The sequence below is a fragment of the Candidatus Aquiluna sp. UB-MaderosW2red genome, from assembly GCF_900100865.1.
GTDB lineage: Bacteria > Actinomycetota > Actinomycetes > Actinomycetales > Microbacteriaceae > Aquiluna.
Genome location: NZ_LT627734.1, coordinates 924,957 through 949,459 on the forward strand (window position 1 = coordinate 924,957; position 24,503 = coordinate 949,459).

Sequence of the window (24,503 nt, forward strand, 5' to 3'; positions counted from 1 at the left end):
AGCTAATCCCTGAATGTCACAGAGTTAGGGCAACAGCCTGAATGACTCTCCAGCGTCTTGTGAAATGTGGACACCATCTTCATCCAGAACAATCACATTTTTTCCTTGAGCTGAGGCGGCCTGTATCTTATTGAAAATTTCAGGGTTGGAGCTGAAGCCTTTAGTGAGGTCGCTGCTAAAAAACAATCCACGATCGGTACTAACGTAAATGCCTGACTCAAACCAGTCCACCAGCAAAAGGTTATCGGGAGCCTCGATTGAATCGAAGCTCAACCCAGCATCGCTTGATAAAAGAAGCTTTCCTTCTGAAATTATTAGAATCTCGCTTCCGTTTTTCGGATTGACGCTGAGGCTATCTAGGCTCGGAGTTTCCAAAGTCAACCAAGATTTAGCGCCGTCCGAGGAACCAACCACAACCCCGTAGTTAGCCGCTACTCCAACAAAATAATCGCCCGACACCTCTAGGAGGTGAAAATCAACCTCACCCATAAGTGTCCTAGGCGTCCAAGTCTCACCTTTGTCTTCTGAGGCAATTATCCCAACTGGGTCTGGCCAGTCTTGAGTCGGACCAGGATGACCACTGGCGTAAAAGACGCCATCGCTAATGTCTAGCCCCATGATGTCAAATTCCTCGCCAACTTGGCTCCACGAGTCGCCCTTCATTTTATAAAGGCCATGGTGGCTCGCCAAGTAAAAAAATTCACCGTCTGTTGCAACACTGTGAACATGTTCCATTTGATCCACAGACATCTGGTCATTCGAGCTAGCGCAGCCGGCGAGCAGCAAGAGCACGGCTCCCGATGCGACCAGGGGCCTAAGCATTGGTTTGTCCCTGAAGAAGGTCTTCCATCTGCCGCACCTTAGCTTGTTGCGCAGCGATTACTCCTTGAGCCAAAGAGCTTTCATCTTCGTTTTGAGAATTCTCAATCTCCTGAACCATTTCCAGCTCTCCTTTGGGACGGTAAGTCATTATGGATAAAAATATTCTGTCAAACTTTGGAGAGAGTTCAGATAAAAGTTTGTCGAGATCTTCATCCGAGGCCATTCCAACCACGTATTTTGCTGGGTGGATTATGGCCTGATGATCCAACATTGCAGCTGATTCTCCTAGGTTATTTCTCTGGCCCGATAGCCATTCTTGCGTTTATATCAGTTTGCTACTTCGTTCTGAATGAATTCTGTCAACTCCAGTAATTTTGTATTCGCAACATCCCTTCAGAGTCCAAGTGTGCGATTAAGCCCTGTTGTAGACTTATGGACGCCTTGACTTCTAGGCAACTGCCCTCGTAGCTCAGTGGATAGAGCAAGAGCCTTCTAATCTCTTGGTCGTAGGTTCGATTCCTACCGAGGGCGCAAAATTCGTACCGCTGCTAAATAATTCAACTCTTCTCGGAAAGCGCTGACCTTGAGCGGTTTAGGGGCCTTTGATAAGATAACCGGAGTGCCGGGGATCCTGGTCGGCGTAGCGGCTTCAAGAAAGTCGTGCATTAGCGGGTTCACCTACTGGTGTAATCGGCTACCAACCGACTATGAGGAGAAAATGGCGCGCCATAGCTTTTCTCTGAAGCTCTCTTGTATGCGGGTGCGCTTGTGACCCTTACAGCGATTCTCTTCTCAACGCTGCTTCTTGTCGCAATAACTATGGTGGCAACTCGGTTTCTGGGTCGCAACGCAGGGTGGATAGCAGCCACCGGCTTGGGCGTCATTGCATTAGCTGTTGGTTTGCGAATACCCGAGATTCTTGAAAGCGCAAACTCTCCCTCCGGCTTGGCGGCCGTGCGCGAGGTGACCCCTTGGATCCCGAGCCTTGGAATCTCTTTGGGTTTGCGCCTGGACGGCTTGTCTGCCCTGTTTCTGATAATTGTGTTAGGCATTGGGGCGCTTGTAATGGCCTATTCGGCTCGCTACATGTCTGAGCGCGTCGTGCACCCGCACACCGGCTATTTTGCATGGATGTTGCTGTTTGCTTTCGCCATGACGGGGCTAGTCCTAGCAGATGACCTAGTTCTACTTTTTGTTTTTTGGGAGCTCACAACCCTGTGTTCGTTCTTCTTGATCAATCGTTCAGGAGAAAAGGCAAGCGCTCCTGCGGTTCGCACACTTTTGGTTACCGCGATGGGCGGCCTAGCACTGTTATTTGCAGTGGTTTTGATTGTGGTTCGAACTGGTACAACCGTTCTTAGCGAAGCCCTAACCGACGAGGTGTGGGCACAGGATCAAGGGTTCACTGCTGGAATTGCGGTTTTGGTTGCCCTGGCTGCCATGACAAAGTCTGCACAGTTCCCGTTTCACATGTGGTTGCCAGATGCGATGGTTGCCCCCACACCTGTGAGTGCCTATCTTCATGCCGCGGCCATGGTGAAAGCGGGGATTTACTTGCTAATGCTGTTCTCTCCAGCTCTTGGGGGGTCGATTGTGTGGCAGGTGATTCTTTTATCAACCGGTCTCATAACAGCGTTGCTGGGGGCCTTTTTTGCCATGCGACGTTTTGATCTCAAAGAGATCATGGCGTATTCGACCGTGAGCCAGCTGGGTCTGATTGTTGCTTTGATCGGCCTTGGAACGACAGCGGCGCTGGCTACGGCTGCGCTTTACACCCTTGCTCACGCTCTGTTTAAGGCTTCACTGTTTATGGTGGTGGGAATTATTGACCACCAGGCGGGCACCAGAGACATACGGCTTTTGCACGGGTTGTGGCGAATCATGCCTGTCACGTTCATCACAACGTTATTGGCCGGGCTCTCTATGGCGGGGGTTTTCCCACTGCTTGGTTTTATCTCGAAAGAGTACCTACTGGGTCAAATGCTGGATGCCGGCACTCAGATATGGGTGGGGATTGCCCTTACCGCTATCGCCGTGCTCGCGTCTGCCACCACCTTTGCCTATACCGGCCGCATTCTTCTCGGGGCCTTTTTTAGTTACCGGGGAACTAATCACGCAGACGAGCCGGAGGGCACTCACGGACAGAAAAAGGAAATTCGCGAGGCAAAGCCTTTATTTGTAGGGGCGGCACTAACTCCGGCGCTCATCGGTTTGTTTCTGGGTCCCTCAATCGCCGCGCTGTACCCGCTTTTGGGAGCCGCTGGAAGTGCGGCTTCGGGTGAGGCTTATGCTGCAAGCTTCAAATTCTTTGGCGGGTTCACCACCGAATTCGCTCTCTCACTTTCGATTTATAGCTTGGGGCTTTTTGCAATAACTCAACGTCGCCGCTTGGATACATTCTTGGAGCGCCGCTACTTGAAGTTCACTGCGATCGATGTGGTGGAGGGTATTAGGACCGGCTCTCTGGCTCTGGGTAAAAGGGTGGGAAACACCACCAGAACTGACTCGCCTGCAAAGCACTTGGCAGCGCCCTGGGTGATAGTTGGATTTATTGCCGTTGCTGCCCTGTTCATAGTTCCCGCCCCAGCTGCATTCGTTGCGGGAGATTCTTGGACCGATGTGCTCTGGCTCGTGCTTTTGGTTGTCACTGTTGTGCCGGCGCTAATAACCAAATCGCGCCTAGTCGCTTTGATTTTGGTGGGTGGAGCTGGGTTTGTAGTAGCTCTCTGGTTCTTTGCGCTTGGCGCAATTGATGTCGGATTAACACAGCTACTAGTAGAGCTACTTACGGTTGTGGCACTGGTGTTGATTTTGCGTCGCCTGCCAGGGACTTTCCATCCTGTGGCACGCTCCAGGCAGTTTGTCACCGCCATGGTTGCCATCGGAGTTGGTGTGGTGGCAACATTAGCGACACTGGCCTTCACTGGGCAGCGTGACATGTCTGCAGTTGGACAGTACTTTTTGGATGAGGCCCCTAAGGACACCGGCGGCACCAACGTAGTGAACACTATTTTGGTTGACTACCGCGCACTAGACACCTTCGGTGAGCTCACTGTTATTGCAGTTGCCGGCATTGTGCTAATCGGTATTCTTCGCTCGCGCGCAATGCTCAGCCAGCGAACTCCAGATTTGGCTAGCTGGGAGAATACTGCTCTTGCTCGCACGGAAGACAACACTCTTCCGATCCGAGTTGTCGCCAGGTGGGCAGCGCCAGTGATTATTCTTTTGTCTTTCCACCTATTCTGGCGCGGCCACTACGAGCCCGGCGGAGGCTTTATCGCTGGACTGGTGGGGGCCACCGGATTCGGCCTTGCCTACCTTGGTGCGCGAGCGGATCGTTCAGCACCGGTGAAGTGGCCGTATCAAGGTCTTTTGGCTTCGGGGGTGATTGTGGCTGTCCTGAGCGGTATCTGGGGTTACGCTGCCGGTTCATTCTTGAAACCGGTGCGATTTGACATTCCTTTGCCATGGGGTGGTGAGTATGGCTTTACTAGCGCGATGGTCTTTGATCTCGGGGTTTATATTGCCGTTTTGGCAATAATCATTGCCGTGATTAATGAACTGGGAGGTGTGCGTCCAAGCAATATCGAGCCAAGGAGTTACGCCGGGGCAGTTCTGGTTGCGAGCCGTTTTGAAAGGTTCGAACCAAATTCTCCGCGCCCAGAGCGGCTAGGTGAAGCCGGCAGTTCTGGTGGTCAAGCAACCCCAAAAACCGGTAGCTCAGCGGTTTCGGATTCGCTAGAGACGGGAGCGTCATCATGAGTTTGGCTCTTAGCATTGGATTTTTGGCAGCAGCCGGCGTTTTTTTGGTGCTGCAGCGCGGGATGATTCGAATCATCCTCGGCTTTGTCCTTTTAACCCACGCGGTAAACCTGTTGATTATTGCAGCCGGCGGAGTCGCTCGTCGAGACGCCCCATTTGCTGATGGAGACACATCGATGGCAGCGGACCCACTCCCGCAGGCCTTTGTTCTTACTGCGATTGTGATTGCGTTCGCAATCACCGTTGTTTTGGCGACCCTAGCGGTTGTCAGTAAGGGCGATGACGATACTGAGGGTGAGCCACAAATTAGGGCTTTGGACAGTGATGCTAACAATAGTGAAGCTAACAACAGTCAAGCTAACAACAGTGAAGCTAAAAAAGGTGGTGATTTGAAGTGATGAACCTCATGGAAGCACTTTTGCCGCTATTTGTTGGCGCGCCCCTTTTATTAGGCGCTGTGCTATTTATCGTGCCTCGCACTCACCCGCTTCAATACATAGTGGCTACTGGCTCACTCTTAGCTGTTTTGGCCGGTTCCATCACTTTGTTGGTAACGGTGTCCGATGGCACCGTGCTCGCTCACCAAATCTCGCTCTGGCCCGAGGGCATTGCGATTGCATTTGTGGCAGATGCCTTTTCTGCGTTGATTTTGACTGCCGCTGCACTGGTGGCCCTACTTAGCTTCCAGTACATGCTCGTAAGCGGAGAAAGCCGAAGCCCGTCGATTCCCGCGTTGGTTTTGATTTTGGTTGGTGGCGTTTCCGGAGCGTTATTGACTGCAGATCTATTCAATCTCTTTGTTTTTATTGAAGTGATGCTCCTGCCCTCCTACGGGTTGTTGATCTTCCTTAGCCGCCGGGAGGATATGGCCGGCTCGAGGCTTTATGTGGTTGTGAATTTGCTTGCCTCGACACTTTTTCTGGCCGGGATTGGTTTGATTTACGCAGTCCAAGGAACCGTCAACCTGGCAGCGCTGGCAGGCACAGGTTCTGATCCGGCTACCGCAATAGCCACTGCTATGTGTTTGTCAGCACTTGCTGTCAAGGCTGCTGTTTTCCCGGTGCACGGTTGGTTGAGCAGGGCCTACGCATCAGCATCTCCAGCGGTTGCAGCTTTGTTTTCCGGACTCCATACCAAAGTCGCGGTATATGTGATCTACCGAATCAGTGCGGTGATTTTTGAGGGTGATAGCTCCTGGATGAACGCGATCTTGGTTGTTGCCTGCCTAACTCTGGTGGTTGGTGCTCTTGCAGCCCTTGGGGAATCAAGCATTCGCTCCCTCTTGCTGTTTCAAATGGTCAGCGGTATTGGGTTTATCCTTGTTGGCGTCGGCCTGTTTACACCTCAGGGGTTGAGTGCAGGCATCGTTTACATGGTTCACCACATGATTGTCATGGGTTCATTGCTATTGGTATCAAGTGCTATTGAGCACACCTATGGCTCGGGACAACTCGAGAGAATTGCCGGGCTGCGAACTCGAGAGCACCTTCTGACAGGGGTATTCGTGATTGGATCGCTTTCACTAGTTGGCTTGCCACCCTTCTCGGGGTTCGTTGCCAAGTACGCGCTGGTTTTGGCAAGTGCTGACGCTGGCCTCGCCATTGTGGCTGGTTTGCTTTTGGTTGTCAGCCTTTTTGTCCTAATGGCGATGATGAAGATTTGGGCGAATATGTTCAATGGTAAGCGCCACTCCGATGTCGAGATTCTGGCTGCCGAGGAGCGCATCCGAACTCGAAACGGACTCTATGATCTAGCCCTTCTCGATCCGGATGAGGTTGCCCAGGAGGCCGCTCTTGCAGTCGAGTATCTGAAACCCCCACGAGGCTCGCAAAGAAACGAGGGCGACCCGCACGAAAACAGAGGAACCCGTGTTCCAGTAGCGCTGATTTTGCCCGCCTTGATCCTCGGGGGATTGTCTGTGGCGCTCGGTTTTGGAGGAGAATTCCTAGTTTCTCTGGCCGAGCATGCCAGCGCTGGTCTGATCGACACCAGTGACTACATAAAGGCGGTGATTGGAAGATGACCGACTCTCTGAGTGCTTCAGCATGGAGCTTGCCATGGAGGATGACGTATTTCACTGCTTGGTTTATCGGCCAGTTCATAATTACCAGCCTCCAGGTTGTCGGGCTAATTCTTTCACCGGGCAGAGAGCCCTCACCGGGGATTGTGCGGATGCGCATAGCTGACCTGACTGAGTCCGAAGTCACAATTTTGGTGACATTGATTACCATCACACCAGACACTTTGGTCATCGCAGTGGACCGAGAAAACGGCAGCATGTTTGTTCATGGAATGTTTGTTGCTCAAGACCCAGAGAGTTTCCGCGAGTCCTTGCGAGAAACGCACGATCGATTGCTTTTTGGCACGAGGTTGAGGCCAAGCTTGAATTTGAGAAATGGGGTTGTCAAATGATTCCTGATGCTGTCGCTTTTGTGGTTCTAGGGCTCTTAGCTTTCTCGGTCGTGTTCTCTGTGATTAGGGCGTGGAGGGGTCCTACCGCAGCTAATTCGGCGGTTGCCGGCGATTTAATCTTCTTTGTTTTCATTGGGGCTGTTGCAGTTTTGGGTCTGATGCTTCCAATCGAGGCGGTTATGGACATCATCTTGATCTCAGCACTACTGGGCTTCCTCTCAGTCCTGTCGCTGGCCCGACTGATTCAGGGAGAAAAAAGGTGAGTGCCGAAATGGTCATCACGGTGCTTGGCAGTTCCTTGTTGATTCTGGGTGCCGCAATCATGGCTATCGCGGCGTACGGTCTGATAAAGCTTCCCGATGTTTACACCCGCACCAGTGCGGTTGGAACGGCGGCGGGTCTAGGTGTTGCATTAATGATTCTTGGGGTTGTGGTGATCGACTTCTCAGTCTTAAACCTCATTAAAGGCATCATCGCTATCGTTGCGCAACTAGTTACTAGTGCTATTGGAAGTTTCGTTCTCGCTCGAGCAAGCTATATGACCGGCGGCAAGCCTGTGGATACGACAATTCCAGACGAATTAGCCGACCAGGCAGACAAGTCCAGCACTTAGGGTCTGGCCTTTGAAATGCTGGGGATCTTCGGTGCGTCGAGTGTTTCCGCGGAGTTACGCCTCTGAAGCGGTTAGTTTGTCGGAACGATGAAGCTTCTGGCCCTTCCGAGGGCGCAAGCCATTTCAGTTTTCCCACTGAATGTATTTAGCTACCAAATCTCGAGTTTAGAAGTTACCCAACTAGCATTTAGCCATGCGAAAAATACTTGGACTCACAAGATATGCGGTTGTCGTACCAGCGGTGGCTTCGATGATTGGGGCGTTGCTCTTGATGGCTCAAGGCTCAATCGAGATGATCGTGGTGGTTTTTGAAACCATCGTGAATCAGTCTTCTTTGAAAGAGACCATTGTTGAGGTTTTGACCGCGGTGGACGCGATTCTTCTGGGAACTGTTTTATTGGTTATCGGGTACGGTCTTTATGAGCTATTCATAGACACCGACATAGATGTTCCGGCCTGGCTGCAAGTGAACGATTTGGATGACCTTAAGTCGAAACTTATCGGTGTGGTGGTGGCCATCATCGCGGTTGTTTTCGTCGGTGTTTTTGTGGATGCAAATCGTGCTTCCGATGTGCTTTCTTATGGTCTTGGTGCCGGGGCTCTGGTTACTGGACTCGCCATATTTACCTACGCAACCAAAAAGGGGCCTGGGAAACAAAAAACCCAGATCGAAAAGTAACCCATATTTACTTAGTGGCTGGATATCATCCGACCTTTTATTGGGTGCGGGCTGCCAACGGGTTCCATCAGGGTTTCGCCGCGTTAGTTGACTTCTCGCTAGATCTGGCAGATAGCTCTTGAATTCGGTCGCGAATCTGCTTTATTTCTGAGGCAATAACCTCATCGCTACCCTCTAGGGCTGCGGCAGCGTTAGAGAGCGAGTTCAACTCGGAGACTTGAGCTCTTTGGATTTTATCCTCAGAGCGAGCCTCGTCCATCGCGTTTAGAACGATGCCAATGAGCACATTCAGCACGGTGAAGACAATTAGAAATACATAAGACAGGAAGAAAGGCAGTGCAAGGGGGTTGATCAGCATTGCCTCTTCGAGATAAACCGGAAAGTTCTCGAGGGTAAGCAATATAAACAGGCTCTTCATGCTCAGTCCGATGTCACCCCAACTGGACGCGGCCTGCTCGCCGAAAAGGTAAAAGCCGGCCATGCCATAAAGAAAAAGCAACAGCGTTATTAGCACGCTCATGCTTAGAAGCGGCGGAACGCTCTTCATGATCGATGCGGAGAGAATTCTCACCTCAGGTAAAAACCGGAATATTCGGACCAGTCGCAAGAGTCTGAGAAGCCTCATGACCGCTGTCTGACCTTGGAACACTGGCGTCAGGCCAATAACCACAAAGTCGAAGACATTCCAGCCCTCGCGGAAAAACATCCACGGTTTTTTGCCGTAGGAGACGAGGCGCAAGATTAGCTCTGCTACGTAAATGAAAAATGCCACTGAGTCGACCTGGTTTGCAATCGCAATCGTCTCGGGGTCAAGATTCGGCATTGTTAGAACGGCTAATGAAATTGCGTTCACGATTATGACCGCACTGATAGCTAGCTCGAACTTTGTGTTGTAAACCAGGCGCGCCAGCCACTTGATTCGAAAAGGCTCTATTTCCTTAACTTTGCCATAGGCGCGCACATAGGAGGGGCTCGTGTCTCGTGTTGGCATTTTCCCCCGCTTTGATGAAACCAATATTTCATTTAGATTAGGGCCTGCCGCAGCCTTCAAAGGCTGAATGTGCTGTGAGTTTTTTGGAACTCCAGGTCGATCAAAACCGGACTCGGCATTCGAGCGACTCTTTGCGAACTACGGCGCAATATTCTGGAACACGCCCAACCTGCTAATTATTTAGCTAACAACTGTTGGGTCCACGGTCAGTTGATTTGGAACAATCTTCCCCGTGGAGAATGTGCCTCTAACCCAGAACCCGGCTTAAGAATGGAAAACTATTAGGGAGCCATTTGAACCGGAAAGCCTCTTCGTTGAATTGTTGATGGTCAAGAGTTCCGGGAGATTGTTAGCGCAAAGCCTATAAATGATCTATAGAAAGGCTTAGCCCGGTTGGGGTTACAAGTCTAAAACCCACCTCGCAGAAAACCGAGCGTGCAAGTATCGGTTGACGCTAGGGGTGGTCCGGAAGGCCTGCGATTTATTAGGCGGGGGCTTTAGTCACTAACTCGAAAAGTGACTTGATAAACTGAGCGCTAATCGAATAAATATCTTCTGAATTGGAGAGTTGGATGAATCATCTTCCACAAATTACCTCCTGGCCGGGTTGTCTAAGCCTCTCGTTTAGTCTCCAAGCTTGAATTGACAAGTTCGGCTCAAGCTTTTGATTGTCGGTACTCTCAATCCTTGAAACGCCGCCTGGAAAAAATCGCCACATTTCTTTGCATGTCTTAAATTTCATCGTCTCCAAGGATGTTGTACCTGATTCGTATTTGAGTCGAACTGAGTTTTTCGAAACCCCCGCTCTCAGGACAGAGGACTTGTCGGTTATGACATCTCCATTTTTCAGAACTACCGTGAGATTTCGATTCATGAAACCACCTGGGGAAATTGGAGAGCGGTTCGGCCTCAGCATTTGAATCGCGCTAAACCCCGAACCCTTAGGTCCTCCGGAATGCCAGACATAGTCCTTGGTGTCCACAGAGTATGAAATAACGCTGAATTTGCTTCCTGTCATCCAAGGTTGGAATACTTTGACTGTGGTGTCACTCATAGGCATGACCCATAGTTTCTTTTGGGCGTCAGATTTTTTTATGACAAGCTCGTGCTTCACTAACGGGTTCAGGCACTCAATCTGGTCATCATCCAGCCAGCCAAGCTTCCAGCGATGCCAATCGAATAGACGCGGCCCCACGTCTTCAAGATATTCAGACATTAGATCAAATACTCCAACGTTTTTCGAGCCATCCTTATTCGCCATGTACAAATCTGGCAGGCCGTAGACGTGCATCAGTTCGTGGATAGTGACGGTGGCGTCCTGGCCCAGTTGTCTCCAGCCGTCATTTCCCAAAAAAGCACCTCGAACAGTTTGCCCATCAGGGTACCGAAGATCCCATCCCGGCAAGGCGCCCGTTGCAACGGTAATCATGTTGGTTTTGGAAATGTAAAAAAGAGTTAGTTCGTAATCTGAAAAATCAATGTAAGGGTCTACCTCATCGATTGCATCATTAATCTTTTCCGTCCAAATAGCGTCTGCGTAATAACGGGCAGTTTTGGGGAGACGAACCCAGTTGTCCAGGACTTCAATTTCCAGCCCTAGCTTTCCCTGCGAATTCCTTTCCATAAATTCACTCACTTCATCTAAAAAAGTGAGCTGGGCCAGACTCTTTTTTTGCTCGGGTGCATCCGAGAAGTCCAACGGGATGACTACCATTTTTTGGTTGCCGATCGGGCGAAGAATCCGACTCCAATCGGTGATGTGGCCCGCGTCTTCGTAGCGGAACTGCGCAGAAGGAGTGTTATTTCCAACCTGTTTACAGATTGCGACTGGCAGAGTTTTCTCCGCTGCCGCGGCTGTTGATTGGGCCATAGAGCTTGAGGGGATAATCGGGAATAGGACCAGAGAGATTGCCAGTAGAGGCGTAAGTTTGGATGCTAACGATTTCATATCTCCCCCAAGATTCAGTCCCACAGGTAGGTGCCCGAGATCTCAAACTAGTCATGGTCTACTTATACTTCACGACTTTGTTCAACTAGATTTCTTCACCTTTTGGAAAATTTTACAGGGTTTCCAGGAGGTGAAACAAGTTGACCATCGAAATTTTGGCGTGAATCATTTATTGCTGAAAGGCAGCTCTACAGCAAGCCCGGCCAATTGTCACGGGTCATCGGCTATTTTTTTTCCAGCATGCTGATGTGATGGATTCTCATCCAGCCAGTCTTGATTGCCAGACTGCTGGACGCAAGTGGAGCGAATGTCGCTCAGGATGGTCAACGAGTCGAATTGACGTGAGGCAATGTTAATCTTGCCCAAGAGATCAACCAACTCAAGCTCGTTGCTGGTCAGTAGAAGGTTTTTGTCTGGGGCAAATCATCAGCCCCACCAAGCAACTGGATCCAGCAATTGCCTGAATGATTGGTGGCATTTTGCGGGACCCGCATGAAGATCCCCGGCCGGCTGCCCGTCAGTGACCTAGGTAATTAAAAAAACAAGCGAATCGGCGTCGGCGCCATTAGCTAAGTGGTCTTTATCGATGTGTTTCTGGATTTCGAACGAGCCAATAAAATTCTGGCTTGCGGTCTGGCGGCTAGCGCCTTAGCGTCAAGGCTTTGTGTATTTGCTTTTCACTCGAAAAAAAGAGGCCACCCAAAACCTACCGATTCCCAAACTCAGAAACAAAAAATACCATTCCTGAACCTAGGGGATCAACTCCTCGTGCATTAGGTGCTTAGCAAGCTGGCGAAGAGTCGATCACCTCAAAGTTCGCTAGCGGGATCGTTGCCTCGAGCGTTGACCGGAGGCTGCTGGTCGTTGCCCATTGATGGCGGGTCTTGCCGGGCGACCGGCATTTGATGCTGGCCTTGCGGGCCGCTCGCCAGCGGGCTTAGCGGTACCAGTTGACTGTCTTGAGCTGGCATTCCTTGAGCTCGGTTGAGGGGTGCCTTGCTCGCGCTGGTTGCGTTTGCGCTGGGCATTTTGACCGTTTGACTTGCCGCCACCTTGAGCCGGTTTGGCAACGGGCTCTGGTTTCACATAGGCGGCAACTTCACCAATCAGCGCCACAACCAATGGGGAGCTTGCTGTGACCTTGGTGGGCACAACCGAGATCTTGGCCTTGCGAAGCAATTCCGCTAGGTCTTGACGCTGGGTAGGTAGGCAAAGGGTCACCACGTCTCCGGCAGCACCAGCTCTAGCGGTTCGGCCCGAGCGGTGCAGGTAGGCCTTGTGTTCTGCTGGTGGATCAACGTGGATGACCAAGTTGACATCATCGACGTGAACACCTCGGGCCGCAACATCTGTTGCAACTAGTACTTTTACGGTTCCCGCTGCAAAGGCCGCCAGGTTGCGGTCACGTGCATTTTGAGAAAGCGCGCCATGCAGGTCAACCGCTGGGATTCCGGCCTTGGTCAGGTTCTTAGCTAGTTTTTTCGCATGGTGCTTGGTCCGCATGAACAGAATCCGACGGCCAGTTCCCGAGGCCAAAGCCTCAATGAGGGCGTTTTTGGCTTCGGGGTTGCTGGCTTCAAAAACATGGTGAGTCATCTGAGCTACCGGGGAGCTTTCCTCGTCCACAGCATGCATAACCTGATTATTCAAGAAGCGATCCACGAGCTTATTGACCCCGTTATCCAAAGTCGCTGAGAACATGAGGCGCTGACCACCTTTGGGGGTGGCATTCAGAATTCTGGTGACCGAAGGCAAGAAACCTAGATCAGCCATGTGGTCTGCTTCATCAAGCACGGTTATTTGAATGGAGTCAAGTTTCAGAAGGCCCTGCTGCATTAGGTCTTCGAGACGTCCCGGGGTGGCGACAATGATTTCGACACCGTCACGGATTGCTCTTACCTGGCGGGTTTGAGAAACACCACCGAAGATGGTGGTCACTCGAAGGCCCATTACTTCGGCCAGGGGCTGCATGGTGCCTGCAATTTGAGTTGCAAGCTCTCGAGTTGGTGCCAGCACAAGACCTACTGGCATTGCGCCACGGATGCTACCCCTTTGGTTTTTCGCCAATCGAACGACCATTGGGATGCTAAAGGCAAGAGTCTTTCCAGATCCGGTTTTACCGCGACCAAGGACATCCTTGCCGGCCAGGGTGTCGGGAAGGGTGTCAATCTGAATTGGGAAGGGGGAGTCGATTCCTTGTTTGGTGAGTTCTAGGCAGATGCTTTGTGGCACGCCAAGATCGGAAAATGTGTTTTGAGACATGTTTATGTCACTTTCTGGTGATGAGAGCATCACGATGAAACCAGACAATTTGTTTGGCTTTGGGCAAACGCGTCTTTTGACGCATTCGTTCGCCGCAAGAAAAAATCAACCACAGGGTAGTGGGGAGCGTTCTACGACGCAGGAAACAAATTAATGTTTCAAGTAGTACAAGTGTACTGCCGAGAGTTGCTTTGCTGCTGTTTTTTTGTCGGCCTGCGGGTTTGTTGGGAATACCAACTCGGGGCCTGCCGGCCTCATGGTGATTTAACGGTGTCACAGTCCAAAGCCCTGTGATGCCCCAAATCAAGACTGCGACGAGAAATATAAGCGCTCCGCCCTCGGTGACAAAGTCAATTGGGACAAAGAGGACCATAAATAAGCCAAACTACGGGTAGGCGAACAAATGTAATAGTGTTAGCGAATAATTGATTATTAGGGCGGCGGTGAATGGTGATTAGGTTCAAAAAACCGAGCCGCGCAGGTGCGCTTTTTGTAGCGATTTCAATACTTCTAGCGGGATGCTCCCTTTCGAATGTCGAGCAAGACTTGGGTGCAGATCTCCCGGTTGTCCTCACGACCTTTACAGTGCTGGCAGATATCGCCCAAAATGTCGCTGGGGATAAATTAAGAATCGAGTCCATCACCAAGGTGGGGAGCGAAATCCACGGGTATCAACCAACCCCGGGGGATTTGATTCGAGCACAGGATGCTGATTTGATTTTGGATAACGGGTTAAATCTTGAGATTTGGTTCGAAAAGTTCGTTGTTGATTTAGATGTCCCTCACGTTGTAGTCAGTGATGGTGTGGAGCTGATGGAAATTTCAGAGGACTCCTATCGGGGTCTTGCGAACCCCCATGCCTGGATGAGCCCATTGAATGTGATGATCTACGTCGACAATATGCTCAAGGCATTTAGTGCGCTCTCGCCGCAGGACGCTGATTATTTTCAGGCTAATGCAATTAGCTATAAGGAGCAGCTTCAGAAGGTTCAGGATGACCTAATAGCCAAATTGGCAAATCTCAAAGACTCCCAGCGGGCACTGGTTACCTGCGAGGGGGCGTTTTCCTATTTGGCGCGCGATGCTGGGCTGCAGGAGGTCTACATCTGGGCTGTGAATGCTGAGAGTCAAGCAACCCCGAGACAGATTGCCGGGGTTATTGAGTTTGTTACCGCAAATCAAGTTCCCGCCGTATTTTGCGAATCAACGGTGTCGGATGACGCTATGCAGCAGGTGGTGAGTGCGACTGCGGCAAAATTCGGAGGGGTGCTCTTTGTGGATTCGCTTTCTGAGCAAGATGGCCCAGTGCCAACATATCTAGATCTGATCAGATACAACGCCATCAAAATAGCAGCGGGACTTACTGGAGAAGTAAATGACTAACCCCGCGGTTTCAATAAAAGATTTGCACGTGTCCTATGGCGAACTCAAAGCACTGACTGGCGCCACTTTTGAGCTTCCAAAAGCAAGGGTTGTGGGCTTGGTGGGGATGAATGGCTCTGGAAAATCCACACTATTCAAGGCCATTATGGGCATGGTCAAAATTCAAGCTGGCAACATTGTGGTCTTTGGTGAGGACTCGGCAGCTGCTCGCCGCAAAGGCAGCATTGCCTATGTTCCGCAAAGCGAAGAGATCGACTGGAGCTTTCCAGTCTCGGTGCGTGATGTTGTCCTGATGGGCCGTTACGGCAAGATGGGGCCCTCAAGACGGGCTAATGCCGAAGACCACTTGGCCGTAAAGAATGCCTTGGCAAAGGTCGAGCTTGGTGAATACGCAGATCGGCAGATCGGCCAGCTCTCTGGCGGTCAGCGCAAGCGAGCTTTTTTGGCCCGGGCAATTGCTCAAGAAGCCAGAATTTTGTTGTTAGATGAGCCTTTTGCCGGGGTGGATAAAAAATCTGAGGCCACAATCATCAAGCTAATTAAGGGCTTGGCCAGTGAGGGGGCGACCATCTTGGTGTCCACTCATGACCTTCTCGCATTGCCACAGCTAGCCGAGGAATCAATTCTTTTAATGCGTAGGGTTTTGATGCACGACACCACTAAAAATATCCTGCAGCCAAATAATCTGGCTTTGGCCTTTGGGATTGATGTTTTAGCTAGCGGGGATGCCTCATGAACCTAATCGATTTGATTCTCGAGCCTTTGAGTTACGACTTTATGATCAGGGCCTTGATAACCACCTTGGTGGCTGCAATCGTTGGCGCAGTGCTGTCGACCTGGCTGGTGTTGATCGGTTGGTCTTTGATGGGTGATGCTGTTTCACATGCGGTGTTGCCGGGGGTTGTAATCGCCTACGTGTTGGATTTCCCCTTTGCTATCGGCGCCGCCTTCTTCGGCTTTTTGGCGGTTATTTTAATTGGGGTGGTGCGGGACACCAGTCGCGTAAAGGAAGATGCCGCGATTGGGATTGTGTTTACTACCCTCTTTGCACTGGGCTTAGTTTTGATTTCAGTCACCCCATCCCAGACCAATCTCACCCATATTGTTTTCGGGAACTTGTTGGGGGTGTCTTGGGCCGATGTCACCCAGGTAGTTGTGTTGGGTGCCATTACTCTCGGAGTGCTGATTTATAAGCGACGAGACTTTACGTTATTTGCATTTGACCCGAGTCACGCTCGCGCTATCGGTCTGAATCCCAAGCTCATTGGCGCCCTGCTGCTCGCGCTATTGGCACTCACCTCGGTCGTAGCGCTGCAGGCCGTGGGGGTTATTTTGGTTGTTGCCATGCTGATTATTCCAGGAGCAACCGCGTATCTTTTGACTGATCAGTTTTCTAAGATGCTTATTATTGCGCCAGTGATGGCCTCAATTGCCGCAGTCGGTGGGGTCTATTTGAGCTATTACCTAGATACGGCATCGGGTGGCATGGTGGTCCTATCTCAAGGAGCCATGTTCGCATTCGTATACCTATTTAGCCCGCGCCAAGGAATCATCGGCAAAAGAATCAGGGCGGCCAGCCTTGCAAAAACGGCAGGGAAGCTCGAGGCTAAAGCGATTTAATTAGTTGGTGTCTCGGGCTCAATGATTTCCACATAAAGCGCCTGAGCTGCCGCTATGCCGAGGCCAAGCGGCTTACTTGATTCTCTGATCCGGATACTGAAATCATGGGAATACACCTGCGGCTCTAGAACTTCAAGTGGAGTGTCTAGGCCAATTTTATGCTCATCGAAGAACTTTAGGAGTTCGGGATCGGCATCCGAAATACGCCTGACTTGAGCCTTAGAACCGATGGGAACCATGTGCAGTCGAATCGCGTTGGGCACCTCGATGGCGCCACTGGCTGAGGGTATTGGGTCACCGTGGGGATCTCTTTTGGGAAAGCCGAGTTTCTTGTCGAGCTGGTCAATCATGAAATCCGAAACGGCGTGTTCAAGGTTCTCCGCTTCATCATGGACCTGATCCCAGCGATACCCCAAGACCTCAACTAAAAACGTTTCGATCATTCGGTGCCTTCGGACCATAGCCAGAGCGTGAGTTCGGCCGAGATCAGTTAGCTCGATGGCGGCGTAGGGAGAGTAGTTCACGAGCCCCAGCTGTCCGAGTCTTCTCATGCCATCCGATACCGAAGACAACTTGAGCCCGGTTTTTTGAGAGACTTCGGTCGCAGTGACTGAGTTCGACGACCACTCGGTGAGACCCCATATTGCCTTGAGGTAGTTCTGAGTGCTGGTGGTGAGCTCTGATACTGACATGATTCAAGGATAGTTCTTCATTGTCCCAGTCCGCTGAATGCAATTAGTGGATCAGCGCCTCGTAGAGCATATAAAAACCGAGGAGGGTCAGTGCCAACCCGCCAATTCCCCTGAAATTAGCTAACCGTTTTTCGGAGTGGGCCAGCCAGGCCCTGGCTTGACCTGCAGCAATCGCATAGCCACTATCCGACACAATTCCGATGCTAGAAAAGATCACCCCCATCAGCAGCATTTGGGTGATGGGGTTGCCAAGCTCTGGAGAGGTAAATGATGGAAGTGCTGCGATAAAGAACACGAAGGTTTTGGCGTTTGTCAGACCCACGATTACCGAGTCTCTCAAGAGGGTCTTTTTTGATTGGGCAGCCAAATTGGCGGTTAGCGAAAAGTCAGCTCGCTGCCAGATTGCCTTAATTCCCAAGTAAATAATCATTCCGGCTCCGAGCAGCCGAATCATAAAAAACAACACTTCGGATTGCTGGATGATTGCCCCAAGTCCCAAAGCCACCAGCAGTATCTGCACCCCAACCCCCAGGGCGTTCCCCAGAACGCTCAACAAGGCTGGCTTAGTGCCCAAAATTAAAGCGCGGCCCACTGCAAAAAGCACTCCGGGTCCAGGCACCAGAATGATGACCAACGCTAGAAGCGTGAAGGTGATTAGGTTTGAAGTTGATGGCACGACAAGACTTTACTGCAGTTACCAATCTGCCAATAAGGAAACTGAGGTACTAGCCTCGCTATTCTTTTAGGGTGGCTATTGAAGACAGGCTTCGACCAAGAGGCCGATAAAAAAGATCCCAAGGGGTGCCTAATTTACGAGACACATAAAAACCTAAAGGTCATCGCAATCGATGTTGGCGGCACTGAGATCAAAGCGGCAGTTTTTACTGGTCCTAAGCAAGGTGAGGTATTCAGGGTCAAGACGCTTCGCGCGGAGGGCTCTAAAGGAATCACAGCACGAGTTATGAAACTTGTGGCTGATTTGGTAGCACTGGAACCAGAGGCAAAGGCAATTGGTATCGCCTTGGCTGGGCAGATCAACGAGGAGACCGGGGTCGCGGAGGCCTCAGAGAATCTTTACTGGGACAACGTTCCGTTTCGCGACATGATCAAAGCGGCGACTGGCCTTCCGGTTGGCCTGGGTCACGACGTTCGAGCCGGAGGCCTGGCGGAGCAAACTCTTGGGGGCCTAAAAGGCGTTGAGAATGGGTTATTTTTGGCCATCGGTACTGGGATTGCTGGCGCGATGCTGATACAGGGCAAGCTCAACAGCCATAAATTCGGGGGTGAGATTGGCCATCTGAATGTCGGCTCGGATCGATCCTGCGCTTGCGGTTCTTCTGGATGCCTTGAGACAGTGGCCACTGGCCCTTCAATCGCCCAAAGATATTTTGAGAAATCTGGAATTCAGGTTGCCGGTGCGGCGGAAGTATTTGAGTTCTCTAAATCTGGGGACGCATTGGCTGGCCAAGTTTGGGGAGACGCGGTTAGGTCTTTGAGTCTCGCGCTTACTTCATATATTTCAGTCTTAGCACCAGAAGTAATAGTTATCGGCGGGGGAGTATCGAAGGCGGGTGAGGGCTTAATGGGGCCGCTCAGAGCAAATTTAGAGAGTCAGCTGGTCTGGCAGAAGATGCCTTTGATAAAAGCCTCATCATTGGGGGACCTTGCTACCTGCATCGGAGCCTCAATTCTGGCTCAGAATGCCTACGCTGCTGCTAAGGGTTAGTTTTCTTTGATCGTCTTAGGAGCTGGTAAGCATTAGTGGCAAATAGCGCCCAGAGAATCAAAACTGGCTGGAAGAACAGTCGCATGAATCTAGCCTGATCGGTGTCTAAGCCGAAGGCGCTCACCCCGTTTAGCCACTGCGAGATGTTTCCCGGGAAAATCGCTATAAAGAAAAGCGCAGCGGCTAGACCAACCCACTTGCGAAAGGGCCACAAAACCAAAAGGCCCAAGCCCAGTGAAATTTCAACGATTCCAGATGCAACGACCACAAAGTCGGGACTCAGCGGCAACCAGGTTGGCACTTGGGCTTGAAACTCCGCCCTGGCGGTCGTGAGGTGAGAAATGCCGGCTGAGGTGAGTACGAAACCTAGAAGAAGCTGCAGCGCAACCTTTATAATTCTCATTCGGCAGCGGCCAGCGCAATTTCAACCATTGCCCTAAAACCGCTCTCACGCTCTTCTGGGGAGGTGTGGCCAGAGCCATCCATCATGTCTGAAACAGTTACGATTCCAAGCGCCTTGCGCTTGAATCTTGCGGCCAGGGTGTAGAGCATGCTGGTCTCCATTTCCAGGGCCAGGATGCCGTATTCGGTCCACTTATCAAGTGAATTGGTGGTGTCATAGAAAAGATCGCCAGAGGCAACCCCTCCAACATGGAAACTCGAGCCGAGCTCTCGAGCCTTATTCACTGCTTTTTCTAGCAGCTCATAGCTGGCATGCGGGGCAAAGTCCAGGCCATTTGTGGCACGGTGATTAATCTGAGAGTCCGTTGAGGCGGTCATCGCAATCACGACATCGCGTAGCTTTGTGGGTGCAATCCCGCCTGCGGTGCCAACCCGAATCGCGCTCTGGACACCGAACTCCTCAAAGAGCTCCTGTGCGTAAATGCCCATCGAGGGAGCCCCCATGCCGGTGCCCTGAACCGATACTCGCTTGCCGTGATAGCTGCCGGTGTAGCCGAACATGTTGCGGACCGAGTTGTACTGAACGGCGTCCTCTAGAAAGGTTTCTGAAATCCACTTGGCACGTAAGGGGTCACCTGGCAGCAGGATGACTTCGGCAATATCACCGGGTTTTGCATTGATGTGAACGCTCATTAGGTTAACTCCAGTCTGGTTGGGTCGATTTGGCCCTGTTTGCGATAAAGATCGAGCTTTGCTCTGGTGTCTTGAATGTCAAGATTTCGCATTGTCAGCTGACCAATGCGGTCGCTCGGGCCGAAGGCCTCGTCTTGGTTGCGCTCCATTGAAAGCTTCTCTGGGTGATAGCTAAAACCTTCACCCTGAGTGTCGATGATTGTGTAGTCGTCGCCTCGGCGAAGGCGTATTGTGACGCTGCCGTTGATGGCACTGGCCACCCACTTCATAAGCGACTCTCTTAGCATCAGAGTCTGAGGGTCTAGCCAGCGACCCTCGTAGAGAAGTCTTCCCATGCGGCGACCCTCTTGATGGTAGTTCGCAATGGTGTCTTCGTTGTGGATGGCGCTCATCAGCCTCTCGTAAGCAATATGCAAAAGCGCCATGCCTGGGGCTTCGTAGATGCCGCGACTCTTGGCTTCAATGATTCGGTTTTCAATCTGATCGCTCATCCCCAAGCCGTGACGACCGCCAATCTCGTTGGCCTTGAATATCACGTCTACAGCGGAGTCGATTCGCTCGTCGTTAATAGCCACTGGGCGACCCTGAACAAAGGCTATTTTTACGTCTTCGGTTTCAATCTTGACACTCTCGTCCCAAAACTTGACTCCCATGATTGGTTCGACTATTTCATAGGAGGTATTCAAAAATTCCAAAGACTTGGCCTCGTGGGTCGCTCCAAGCATGTTGGCATCGGTTGAATAGGCCTTCTCTTTTGAAGAGCGGTAGGGAAGCTTTCTGGCCTGAAGCCACTCGCTCATCTCGTGCCGGCCACCGAGTTCGGCAACAAAATCCTCATCTAGCCATGGCTTATAAATTTTTAGGTTTGGGTTTGCCAATAATCCGTAGCGGTAAAAGCGCTCAATGTCATTGCCCTTATAGGTGCTGCCATCGCCCCAAATCTCAACGCCATCTTCTTGCATGGCTCGAACCAATAGGGTTCCTGTGACTACCCGGCCAAGGGGAGTGGTGTTGAAATAGACCTTGCCGCCGGTGCGAATGTGAAACGCGCCACAAGCGATTGCTACTAGACCTTCTTCGGCTAATGAATCTCGGCAATCAACCAATCTCCCAGCGGCAGCACCGTATTCGGTGGCGCGCTGAGGGATTGACTCGATGTCGTCCTCGTCGTATTGGCCCAGGTGTGCGGTGTAGGCATAGGGGATGGCACCCTTCTCCTGCATCCAGGCAACCGCCACCGAGGTGTCAAGACCCCCTGAAAATGCGATGCCGACTTTTTGACCAATGGGTAATGAGGCTAAGACTTTAGACATGATTCAAAGCCTAACGAATCGCTAAGCCCGAGCCATCGCCTTTTCGAGGGTATCGAGACCCAATCCGCCAAGATTCAGAGCAGTTTTGTGGAATTCCTTGATATCAAAAGACTCGCCCTTGCGAGCCTTATAGTCATCGCGGATCTGCTCCCAAATTCGCTGGCCGACCTTATAGCTCGGTGCCTGGCCAGGCCAACCAAAGTACCTGGTGACCTCGAAACGAACGAACTCTTTGGACATGTTCACGTTTTTGCCCATGAAATCAAGGGCGTAGTCAAAGTCCCAAACACCCTTGCCGTCGAGGCGCTCTTTGCCAAGGTGCACTCCGATATCCAACACCACTCGAGCGGCACGCATTCTTTGACCATCGAGCATTCCCAAGCGATCCGCCGGGTTATCCAAAAAGCCCAACTCCTCCATCAGTCGCTCAGCATAAAGCGCCCAGCCTTCGCCGTGACCTGAAGTCCAGGAGGCAAGTCTGCGCCAAGCATTTAGAGTGTCTCGCACGTAGGTGGCTTGCGCTACCTGCAGGTGGTGGCCAGGGACTCCCTCGTGATACACGGTGGTTGTTTCACGCCAGGTGTCAAACTCTGTGACACCAACTGGAACCGACCACCACATTCTGCCGGGCCTAGAAAAGTCATCCGATGGGCCGGTGTAGTAAATGCCGCCGTGCTGGGTTGGTGCAATCATGCACTCGAGTTTTTTGAGCGGCTCCGCGATTTCAAAGTGGGTGCCACTTAGAGCCTCGATTGCGTTATCGCTGAGTTTCTGCATCCACTTTTGCAATTCTTCGGTGCCGTGCAGTTTTGTGCTCGGGTCATTCTCGAGGTGCTTAATGGCCTCTTCGACACTTGCTCCTGGCAAAATCTGGTTGGCCACTTCATTTTGCTCAGCAACAATTCGCGCCAGCTCTTCGATGCCCCACTTATAGGTCTCGTCAAGATCCACGGTTGCGCCTAAGAAGCTGCTGGAGAGCATTTGGTAGCGCTCTCTACCAATAGCATCCGGGGTATTGGAAATCGCGTGAATCGCCTTTAGGGTCTCCCTAAAATCCGCGTAGCCCTTGGTTGCTTCCTCGGCCGCTTCGATTAGTTCTTTTTTCAAAGACTCCGGCAACTCTTGGCCATCGGCTTTAGCCGAAGCCGCAAAGCTGCGGAAGAAGCCTTTTTCGGAGGCGATTTGGTCGGCCTGGGCAATAACTTCTTCGAGCTGCCTTTTTGCTGGCGCGTCATTATTCGCGGCAGAAATCTTCAGGCTGCGTCCGTAGCCCTCAAGACTCTGAGGAACTTTGCGCATCCTAGATGCGATGTTCTCCCAGTCTTTGATTGTGGCAGTTGGGGAAATATCAAAGATGTCCCTGATGCCCTGGGCTGGGGATGCGATGTTGTTGAGGTTTCTGAAGCTTAGGCCGGACTCGTAGGACTCAATTTCACCCTCGAGGCTAAACAGCATCGCCTCTTTGGTGACAATGTCAACATCGTCGGTCGGTGCCAGTTTGGTTAGTTCGGCGATAACGTTCTTAATGTCGGCCTGGCCTTGAGCTAGAGCCTCGGGAGAGTGGTCGTCCATATCTGCCTCGCCACCGGGATAACCGATTGAGGTAGCGTAAGAGGGATAGAAATCCGCCATTTTTCTAACCCAGCTATTTGCAAGATTGTCGATTTCTGTTTCGATGCGCTTCATTGCCAGCTCCTAATAAAAGAATTATTAGAACTAAATCTATTCGCTTAAAACTCGAAAGGTTTCCAGAGTAGGGTCCTGCACAAAAGCGATTCTAATTCCAGAGTCCCTGGCCTCCAAGAGAGCATTCATGGCGGCTTGGGTAATTCGCTCCCCAGGGCTCAGAACCGGGACACCCGGAGGGTATGGGCAGATTAGTTCGGCCGACACTCGGCCGACAGCATTTGCAGCACTCACCGATTCCGAAGGTGCAAAAAAGGCCTCGCGAGGAGTTGTGACCACCTCGGGTTCAATGCTAAAAGCCGCCGCCACTTTGATTGGCCTTGGAACACCTCGGTACTTATCAACTAACTCGATGATGCGAGCCACAAGGTTGTGGATTCTTTCCGGAGTGTCAGCGAGCGTGATCATCGGGATGATCACATCCCGGTTTGCCATTTCTAGATCTATATAGCTAGCTAATAACTCGGCTTCCACCAGATTTCCGTCGGCCCCGGTTTCAGAGAGCAGAATAACCAGCTTGAGAGGGTCGATGTATTCGCCGTCAATTACCCCTATGCCGGCTGCCCTGAGGGCATTTCGACCCTGCTGGGTGGCCTCGATAACCGGCCCAATGAGTTCTGCACCATGACGCTGCATCAAAGCCCGAGCCGCATCAATCGACGCCAGAATGCGTCCAGACATTGAGGTTGTTTGGGTCGAATCAAAAGTTTTATTCAGTCTTGCCAAATCGACATAGTCTCCCTTTGCCAAAACAAAAGAAGCCTGCGAGTAGCTCGGCAGGGCCTTATGAGCGGAGGTGATCACAATATCGGCGCCTTCGGAAAGTGGGTTCTTTGGAAGTGCCGGGTGAAAACCGAAGTGAGCTGCCCAAGCCGCATCCACCACAAGCGGTATGCCTTTGGCGTGACAGACATCTGCGAGTCTGGGAATATTCGACATTGTGCCGACATAGGAAGGCTCGCCAATCAGCACGGCCTTGGCGTCTGGATGCTCTTCCAGAGCGGCTTGTAAGCGGTGAGAAGGTAAGTATTCCGGCAAGCCAGTTCTTGGATTAATCTCTGGTCTGACCCAAATCGGAACCACTCCCGCATAAACCATCCCCACCAAAACTGACTTATGCAGAGTTCTAGAGACTATGACCTTGTCGCCGTCTCCGGCTACCGCCATGACGCTTGCGTGATTGGTCCCGGTCGAGCCGTTTACTCCAAAACGGCAAAGGTCGGCACCCCAAAGCTTGGCCGCCAATGCCTCGGCTTCCAAGATTAGAGATGGTGAGATGCGGTTCGGGTGATTTCCCGGCAGGACTGGGATATCACCATCGACCACGGGTCCGGTGAGGTCGATTCTGCCCTTGTGTCCGGGGATTTGAAAAGGGTATCTTTCCGAGGTTATGTCTCGGATCCAAGCATCTAATAAGGGTGCGTCTAAGCGCAAGCCCATTGGGTCGTTCGGGTCTAGCAGAGTGGCTGCACCAAAAGCGTGCTCGGACATCATCTCAT

At 51.5% G+C, this 24,503-nt stretch carries 24 protein-coding genes and 1 tRNA gene; 12 read left to right on the forward strand and 13 right to left on the reverse strand.

All coding sequences use genetic code 11. The features are described 5' to 3' along the window. Nucleotides 1-24: 24 nt before the first annotated feature. Nucleotides 25-822 (reverse strand): hypothetical protein, encoded by a 798-nt coding sequence (locus BLP47_RS04765; RefSeq protein ID WP_091850895.1) that lies wholly within the window; start codon nt 820-822, stop codon nt 25-27. Then, nucleotides 815-1,093 (reverse strand): DUF305 domain-containing protein, encoded by a 279-nt coding sequence (locus BLP47_RS04770; protein WP_091850898.1) that lies wholly within the window; start codon nt 1,091-1,093, stop codon nt 815-817. The genes BLP47_RS04765 and BLP47_RS04770 overlap by 8 nt, the downstream gene beginning before the upstream one ends. Before the next feature lie 187 nt (nt 1,094-1,280). Between BLP47_RS04770 and BLP47_RS04775 the strand changes: the two genes are divergently transcribed. The 8 genes from BLP47_RS04775 to BLP47_RS04810 all read left to right on the forward strand — a co-directional run bounded on the left by BLP47_RS04775 (nt 1,281) and on the right by BLP47_RS04810 (nt 8,288). Further along, nucleotides 1,281-1,353 (forward strand) — tRNA-Arg (locus BLP47_RS04775). A 237-nt stretch (nt 1,354-1,590) separates the two neighbouring features. Next, the gene (mbhE, locus tag BLP47_RS04780) at nt 1,591-4,584 is read left to right on the forward strand and encodes a hydrogen gas-evolving membrane-bound hydrogenase subunit E (RefSeq protein WP_157671499.1); all 2,994 of its coding nucleotides are present in this window, start codon (nt 1,591-1,593) and stop codon (nt 4,582-4,584) included. Then, nucleotides 4,581-4,982 (forward strand): sodium:proton antiporter, encoded by a 402-nt coding sequence (locus tag BLP47_RS04785; RefSeq protein ID WP_091850906.1) that lies wholly within the window; start codon nt 4,581-4,583, stop codon nt 4,980-4,982. Before mbhE ends, BLP47_RS04785 begins: the two co-directional genes overlap by 4 nt. Beyond that, nucleotides 4,982-6,607, forward strand: a complete 1,626-nt coding sequence (locus tag BLP47_RS04790) for a monovalent cation/H+ antiporter subunit D family protein (RefSeq protein WP_091850909.1) — start codon at nt 4,982-4,984, stop codon at nt 6,605-6,607. Before BLP47_RS04785 ends, BLP47_RS04790 begins: the two co-directional genes overlap by 1 nt. Then, on the forward strand, nt 6,604-6,996 hold the full coding sequence (locus BLP47_RS04795) for a Na+/H+ antiporter subunit E (RefSeq protein ID WP_091850911.1): 393 nt from the start codon (nt 6,604-6,606) through the stop codon (nt 6,994-6,996). Before BLP47_RS04790 ends, BLP47_RS04795 begins: the two co-directional genes overlap by 4 nt. Beyond that, nucleotides 6,993-7,259: a monovalent cation/H+ antiporter complex subunit F gene (locus BLP47_RS04800; protein WP_091850913.1), complete on the forward strand. Its 267-nt coding sequence runs from the start codon at nt 6,993-6,995 to the stop codon at nt 7,257-7,259. Before BLP47_RS04795 ends, BLP47_RS04800 begins: the two co-directional genes overlap by 4 nt. Beyond that, on the forward strand, nt 7,256-7,609 hold the full coding sequence (locus BLP47_RS04805; RefSeq protein WP_249883273.1) for a monovalent cation/H(+) antiporter subunit G: 354 nt from the start codon (nt 7,256-7,258) through the stop codon (nt 7,607-7,609). The genes BLP47_RS04800 and BLP47_RS04805 overlap by 4 nt, the downstream gene beginning before the upstream one ends. 193 nt (nt 7,610-7,802) lie before the next feature. Then, entirely contained in the window at nt 7,803-8,288 is a 486-nt protein-coding gene (locus BLP47_RS04810; protein ID WP_091850915.1) for a YqhA family protein, read from the forward strand. Between the two features lie 67 nt (nt 8,289-8,355). Here BLP47_RS04810 and BLP47_RS04815 read toward each other — a convergent pair whose 3' ends face one another. From BLP47_RS04815 to BLP47_RS04825, 4 genes are all read right to left on the reverse strand, one after another. Next, on the reverse strand, nt 8,356-9,279 hold the full coding sequence (locus BLP47_RS04815) for an ion transporter (protein WP_157671501.1): 924 nt from the start codon (nt 9,277-9,279) through the stop codon (nt 8,356-8,358). Between the two features lie 577 nt (nt 9,280-9,856). Continuing rightward, nucleotides 9,857-11,227 carry a hypothetical protein gene (locus BLP47_RS04820; protein WP_157671503.1) on the reverse strand — a complete coding sequence of 457 codons (1,371 nt, stop codon included), beginning with the start codon at nt 11,225-11,227 and terminating at the stop codon, nt 9,857-9,859. Nucleotides 11,228-11,437: 210 nt separating this feature from the next. Then, nucleotides 11,438-11,593, reverse strand: coding sequence for a hypothetical protein (locus BLP47_RS08465; RefSeq protein ID WP_157671505.1), 156 nt, complete (start codon nt 11,591-11,593; stop codon nt 11,438-11,440). 453 nt (nt 11,594-12,046) lie between these two features. Next, nucleotides 12,047-13,489: a DEAD/DEAH box helicase gene (locus BLP47_RS04825; protein WP_091850921.1), complete on the reverse strand. Its 1,443-nt coding sequence runs from the start codon at nt 13,487-13,489 to the stop codon at nt 12,047-12,049. A gap of 447 nt (nt 13,490-13,936) precedes the next feature. On the opposite strand from BLP47_RS04825, the gene BLP47_RS04835 reads away from it, so the two are divergent. The 3 genes from BLP47_RS04835 to BLP47_RS04845 are packed head-to-tail and all read left to right on the forward strand — an operon-like array spanning nt 13,937 to nt 16,492. After that, complete coding sequence (locus tag BLP47_RS04835) at nt 13,937-14,872, forward strand: metal ABC transporter substrate-binding protein (protein WP_091850925.1); 936 nt, start codon at nt 13,937-13,939, stop codon at nt 14,870-14,872. Then, the gene (locus BLP47_RS04840) at nt 14,865-15,608 is read left to right on the forward strand and encodes a metal ABC transporter ATP-binding protein (RefSeq protein ID WP_091850927.1); all 744 of its coding nucleotides are present in this window, start codon (nt 14,865-14,867) and stop codon (nt 15,606-15,608) included. The genes BLP47_RS04835 and BLP47_RS04840 overlap by 8 nt, the downstream gene beginning before the upstream one ends. Beyond that, nucleotides 15,605-16,492, forward strand: a complete 888-nt coding sequence (locus BLP47_RS04845; protein WP_091850929.1) for a metal ABC transporter permease — start codon at nt 15,605-15,607, stop codon at nt 16,490-16,492. Before BLP47_RS04840 ends, BLP47_RS04845 begins: the two co-directional genes overlap by 4 nt. Here the strand turns inward: BLP47_RS04845 and BLP47_RS04850 are convergent. Further along, nucleotides 16,489-17,184, reverse strand: a complete 696-nt coding sequence (locus tag BLP47_RS04850) for a metal-dependent transcriptional regulator (RefSeq protein ID WP_091850932.1) — start codon at nt 17,182-17,184, stop codon at nt 16,489-16,491. The two genes, BLP47_RS04845 and BLP47_RS04850, sit on opposite strands and share 4 nt — an antisense overlap. 43 nt (nt 17,185-17,227) lie before the next feature. Next, the gene (locus BLP47_RS04855) at nt 17,228-17,860 is read right to left on the reverse strand and encodes a LysE family translocator (protein ID WP_091850935.1); all 633 of its coding nucleotides are present in this window, start codon (nt 17,858-17,860) and stop codon (nt 17,228-17,230) included. A 78-nt stretch (nt 17,861-17,938) separates the two neighbouring features. Here BLP47_RS04855 and BLP47_RS04860 point away from each other — a divergent pair, with 78 nt between their 5' ends. After that, nucleotides 17,939-18,910 (forward strand): ROK family protein, encoded by a 972-nt coding sequence (locus BLP47_RS04860; protein WP_157671507.1) that lies wholly within the window; start codon nt 17,939-17,941, stop codon nt 18,908-18,910. On the opposite strand, the gene BLP47_RS04865 is transcribed toward BLP47_RS04860, so the two are convergent. Genes BLP47_RS04865 through BLP47_RS04885 form a run of 5 tightly spaced genes read right to left on the reverse strand, consistent with a single transcriptional unit; the run spans nt 18,900 to nt 24,495 of the window. Next, nucleotides 18,900-19,313, reverse strand: a complete 414-nt coding sequence (locus BLP47_RS04865) for a hypothetical protein (protein WP_091850943.1) — start codon at nt 19,311-19,313, stop codon at nt 18,900-18,902. The two genes, BLP47_RS04860 and BLP47_RS04865, sit on opposite strands and share 11 nt — an antisense overlap. After that, on the reverse strand, nt 19,310-20,005 hold the full coding sequence (gene deoD / locus BLP47_RS04870; RefSeq protein WP_091850945.1) for a purine-nucleoside phosphorylase: 696 nt from the start codon (nt 20,003-20,005) through the stop codon (nt 19,310-19,312). The genes BLP47_RS04865 and deoD overlap by 4 nt, the downstream gene beginning before the upstream one ends. Further along, the gene (argG, locus tag BLP47_RS04875; RefSeq protein WP_091850948.1) at nt 20,005-21,318 is read right to left on the reverse strand and encodes an argininosuccinate synthase; all 1,314 of its coding nucleotides are present in this window, start codon (nt 21,316-21,318) and stop codon (nt 20,005-20,007) included. The genes deoD and argG overlap by 1 nt, the downstream gene beginning before the upstream one ends. Nucleotides 21,319-21,339: 21 nt before the next feature. After that, the gene (locus BLP47_RS04880) at nt 21,340-23,004 is read right to left on the reverse strand and encodes a DUF885 domain-containing protein (RefSeq protein ID WP_091850951.1); all 1,665 of its coding nucleotides are present in this window, start codon (nt 23,002-23,004) and stop codon (nt 21,340-21,342) included. Between the two features lie 36 nt (nt 23,005-23,040). Then, nucleotides 23,041-24,495, reverse strand: a complete 1,455-nt coding sequence (locus BLP47_RS04885) for an aminotransferase class I/II-fold pyridoxal phosphate-dependent enzyme (protein ID WP_091850954.1) — start codon at nt 24,493-24,495, stop codon at nt 23,041-23,043. Nucleotides 24,496-24,503: the final 8 nt, after the last annotated feature.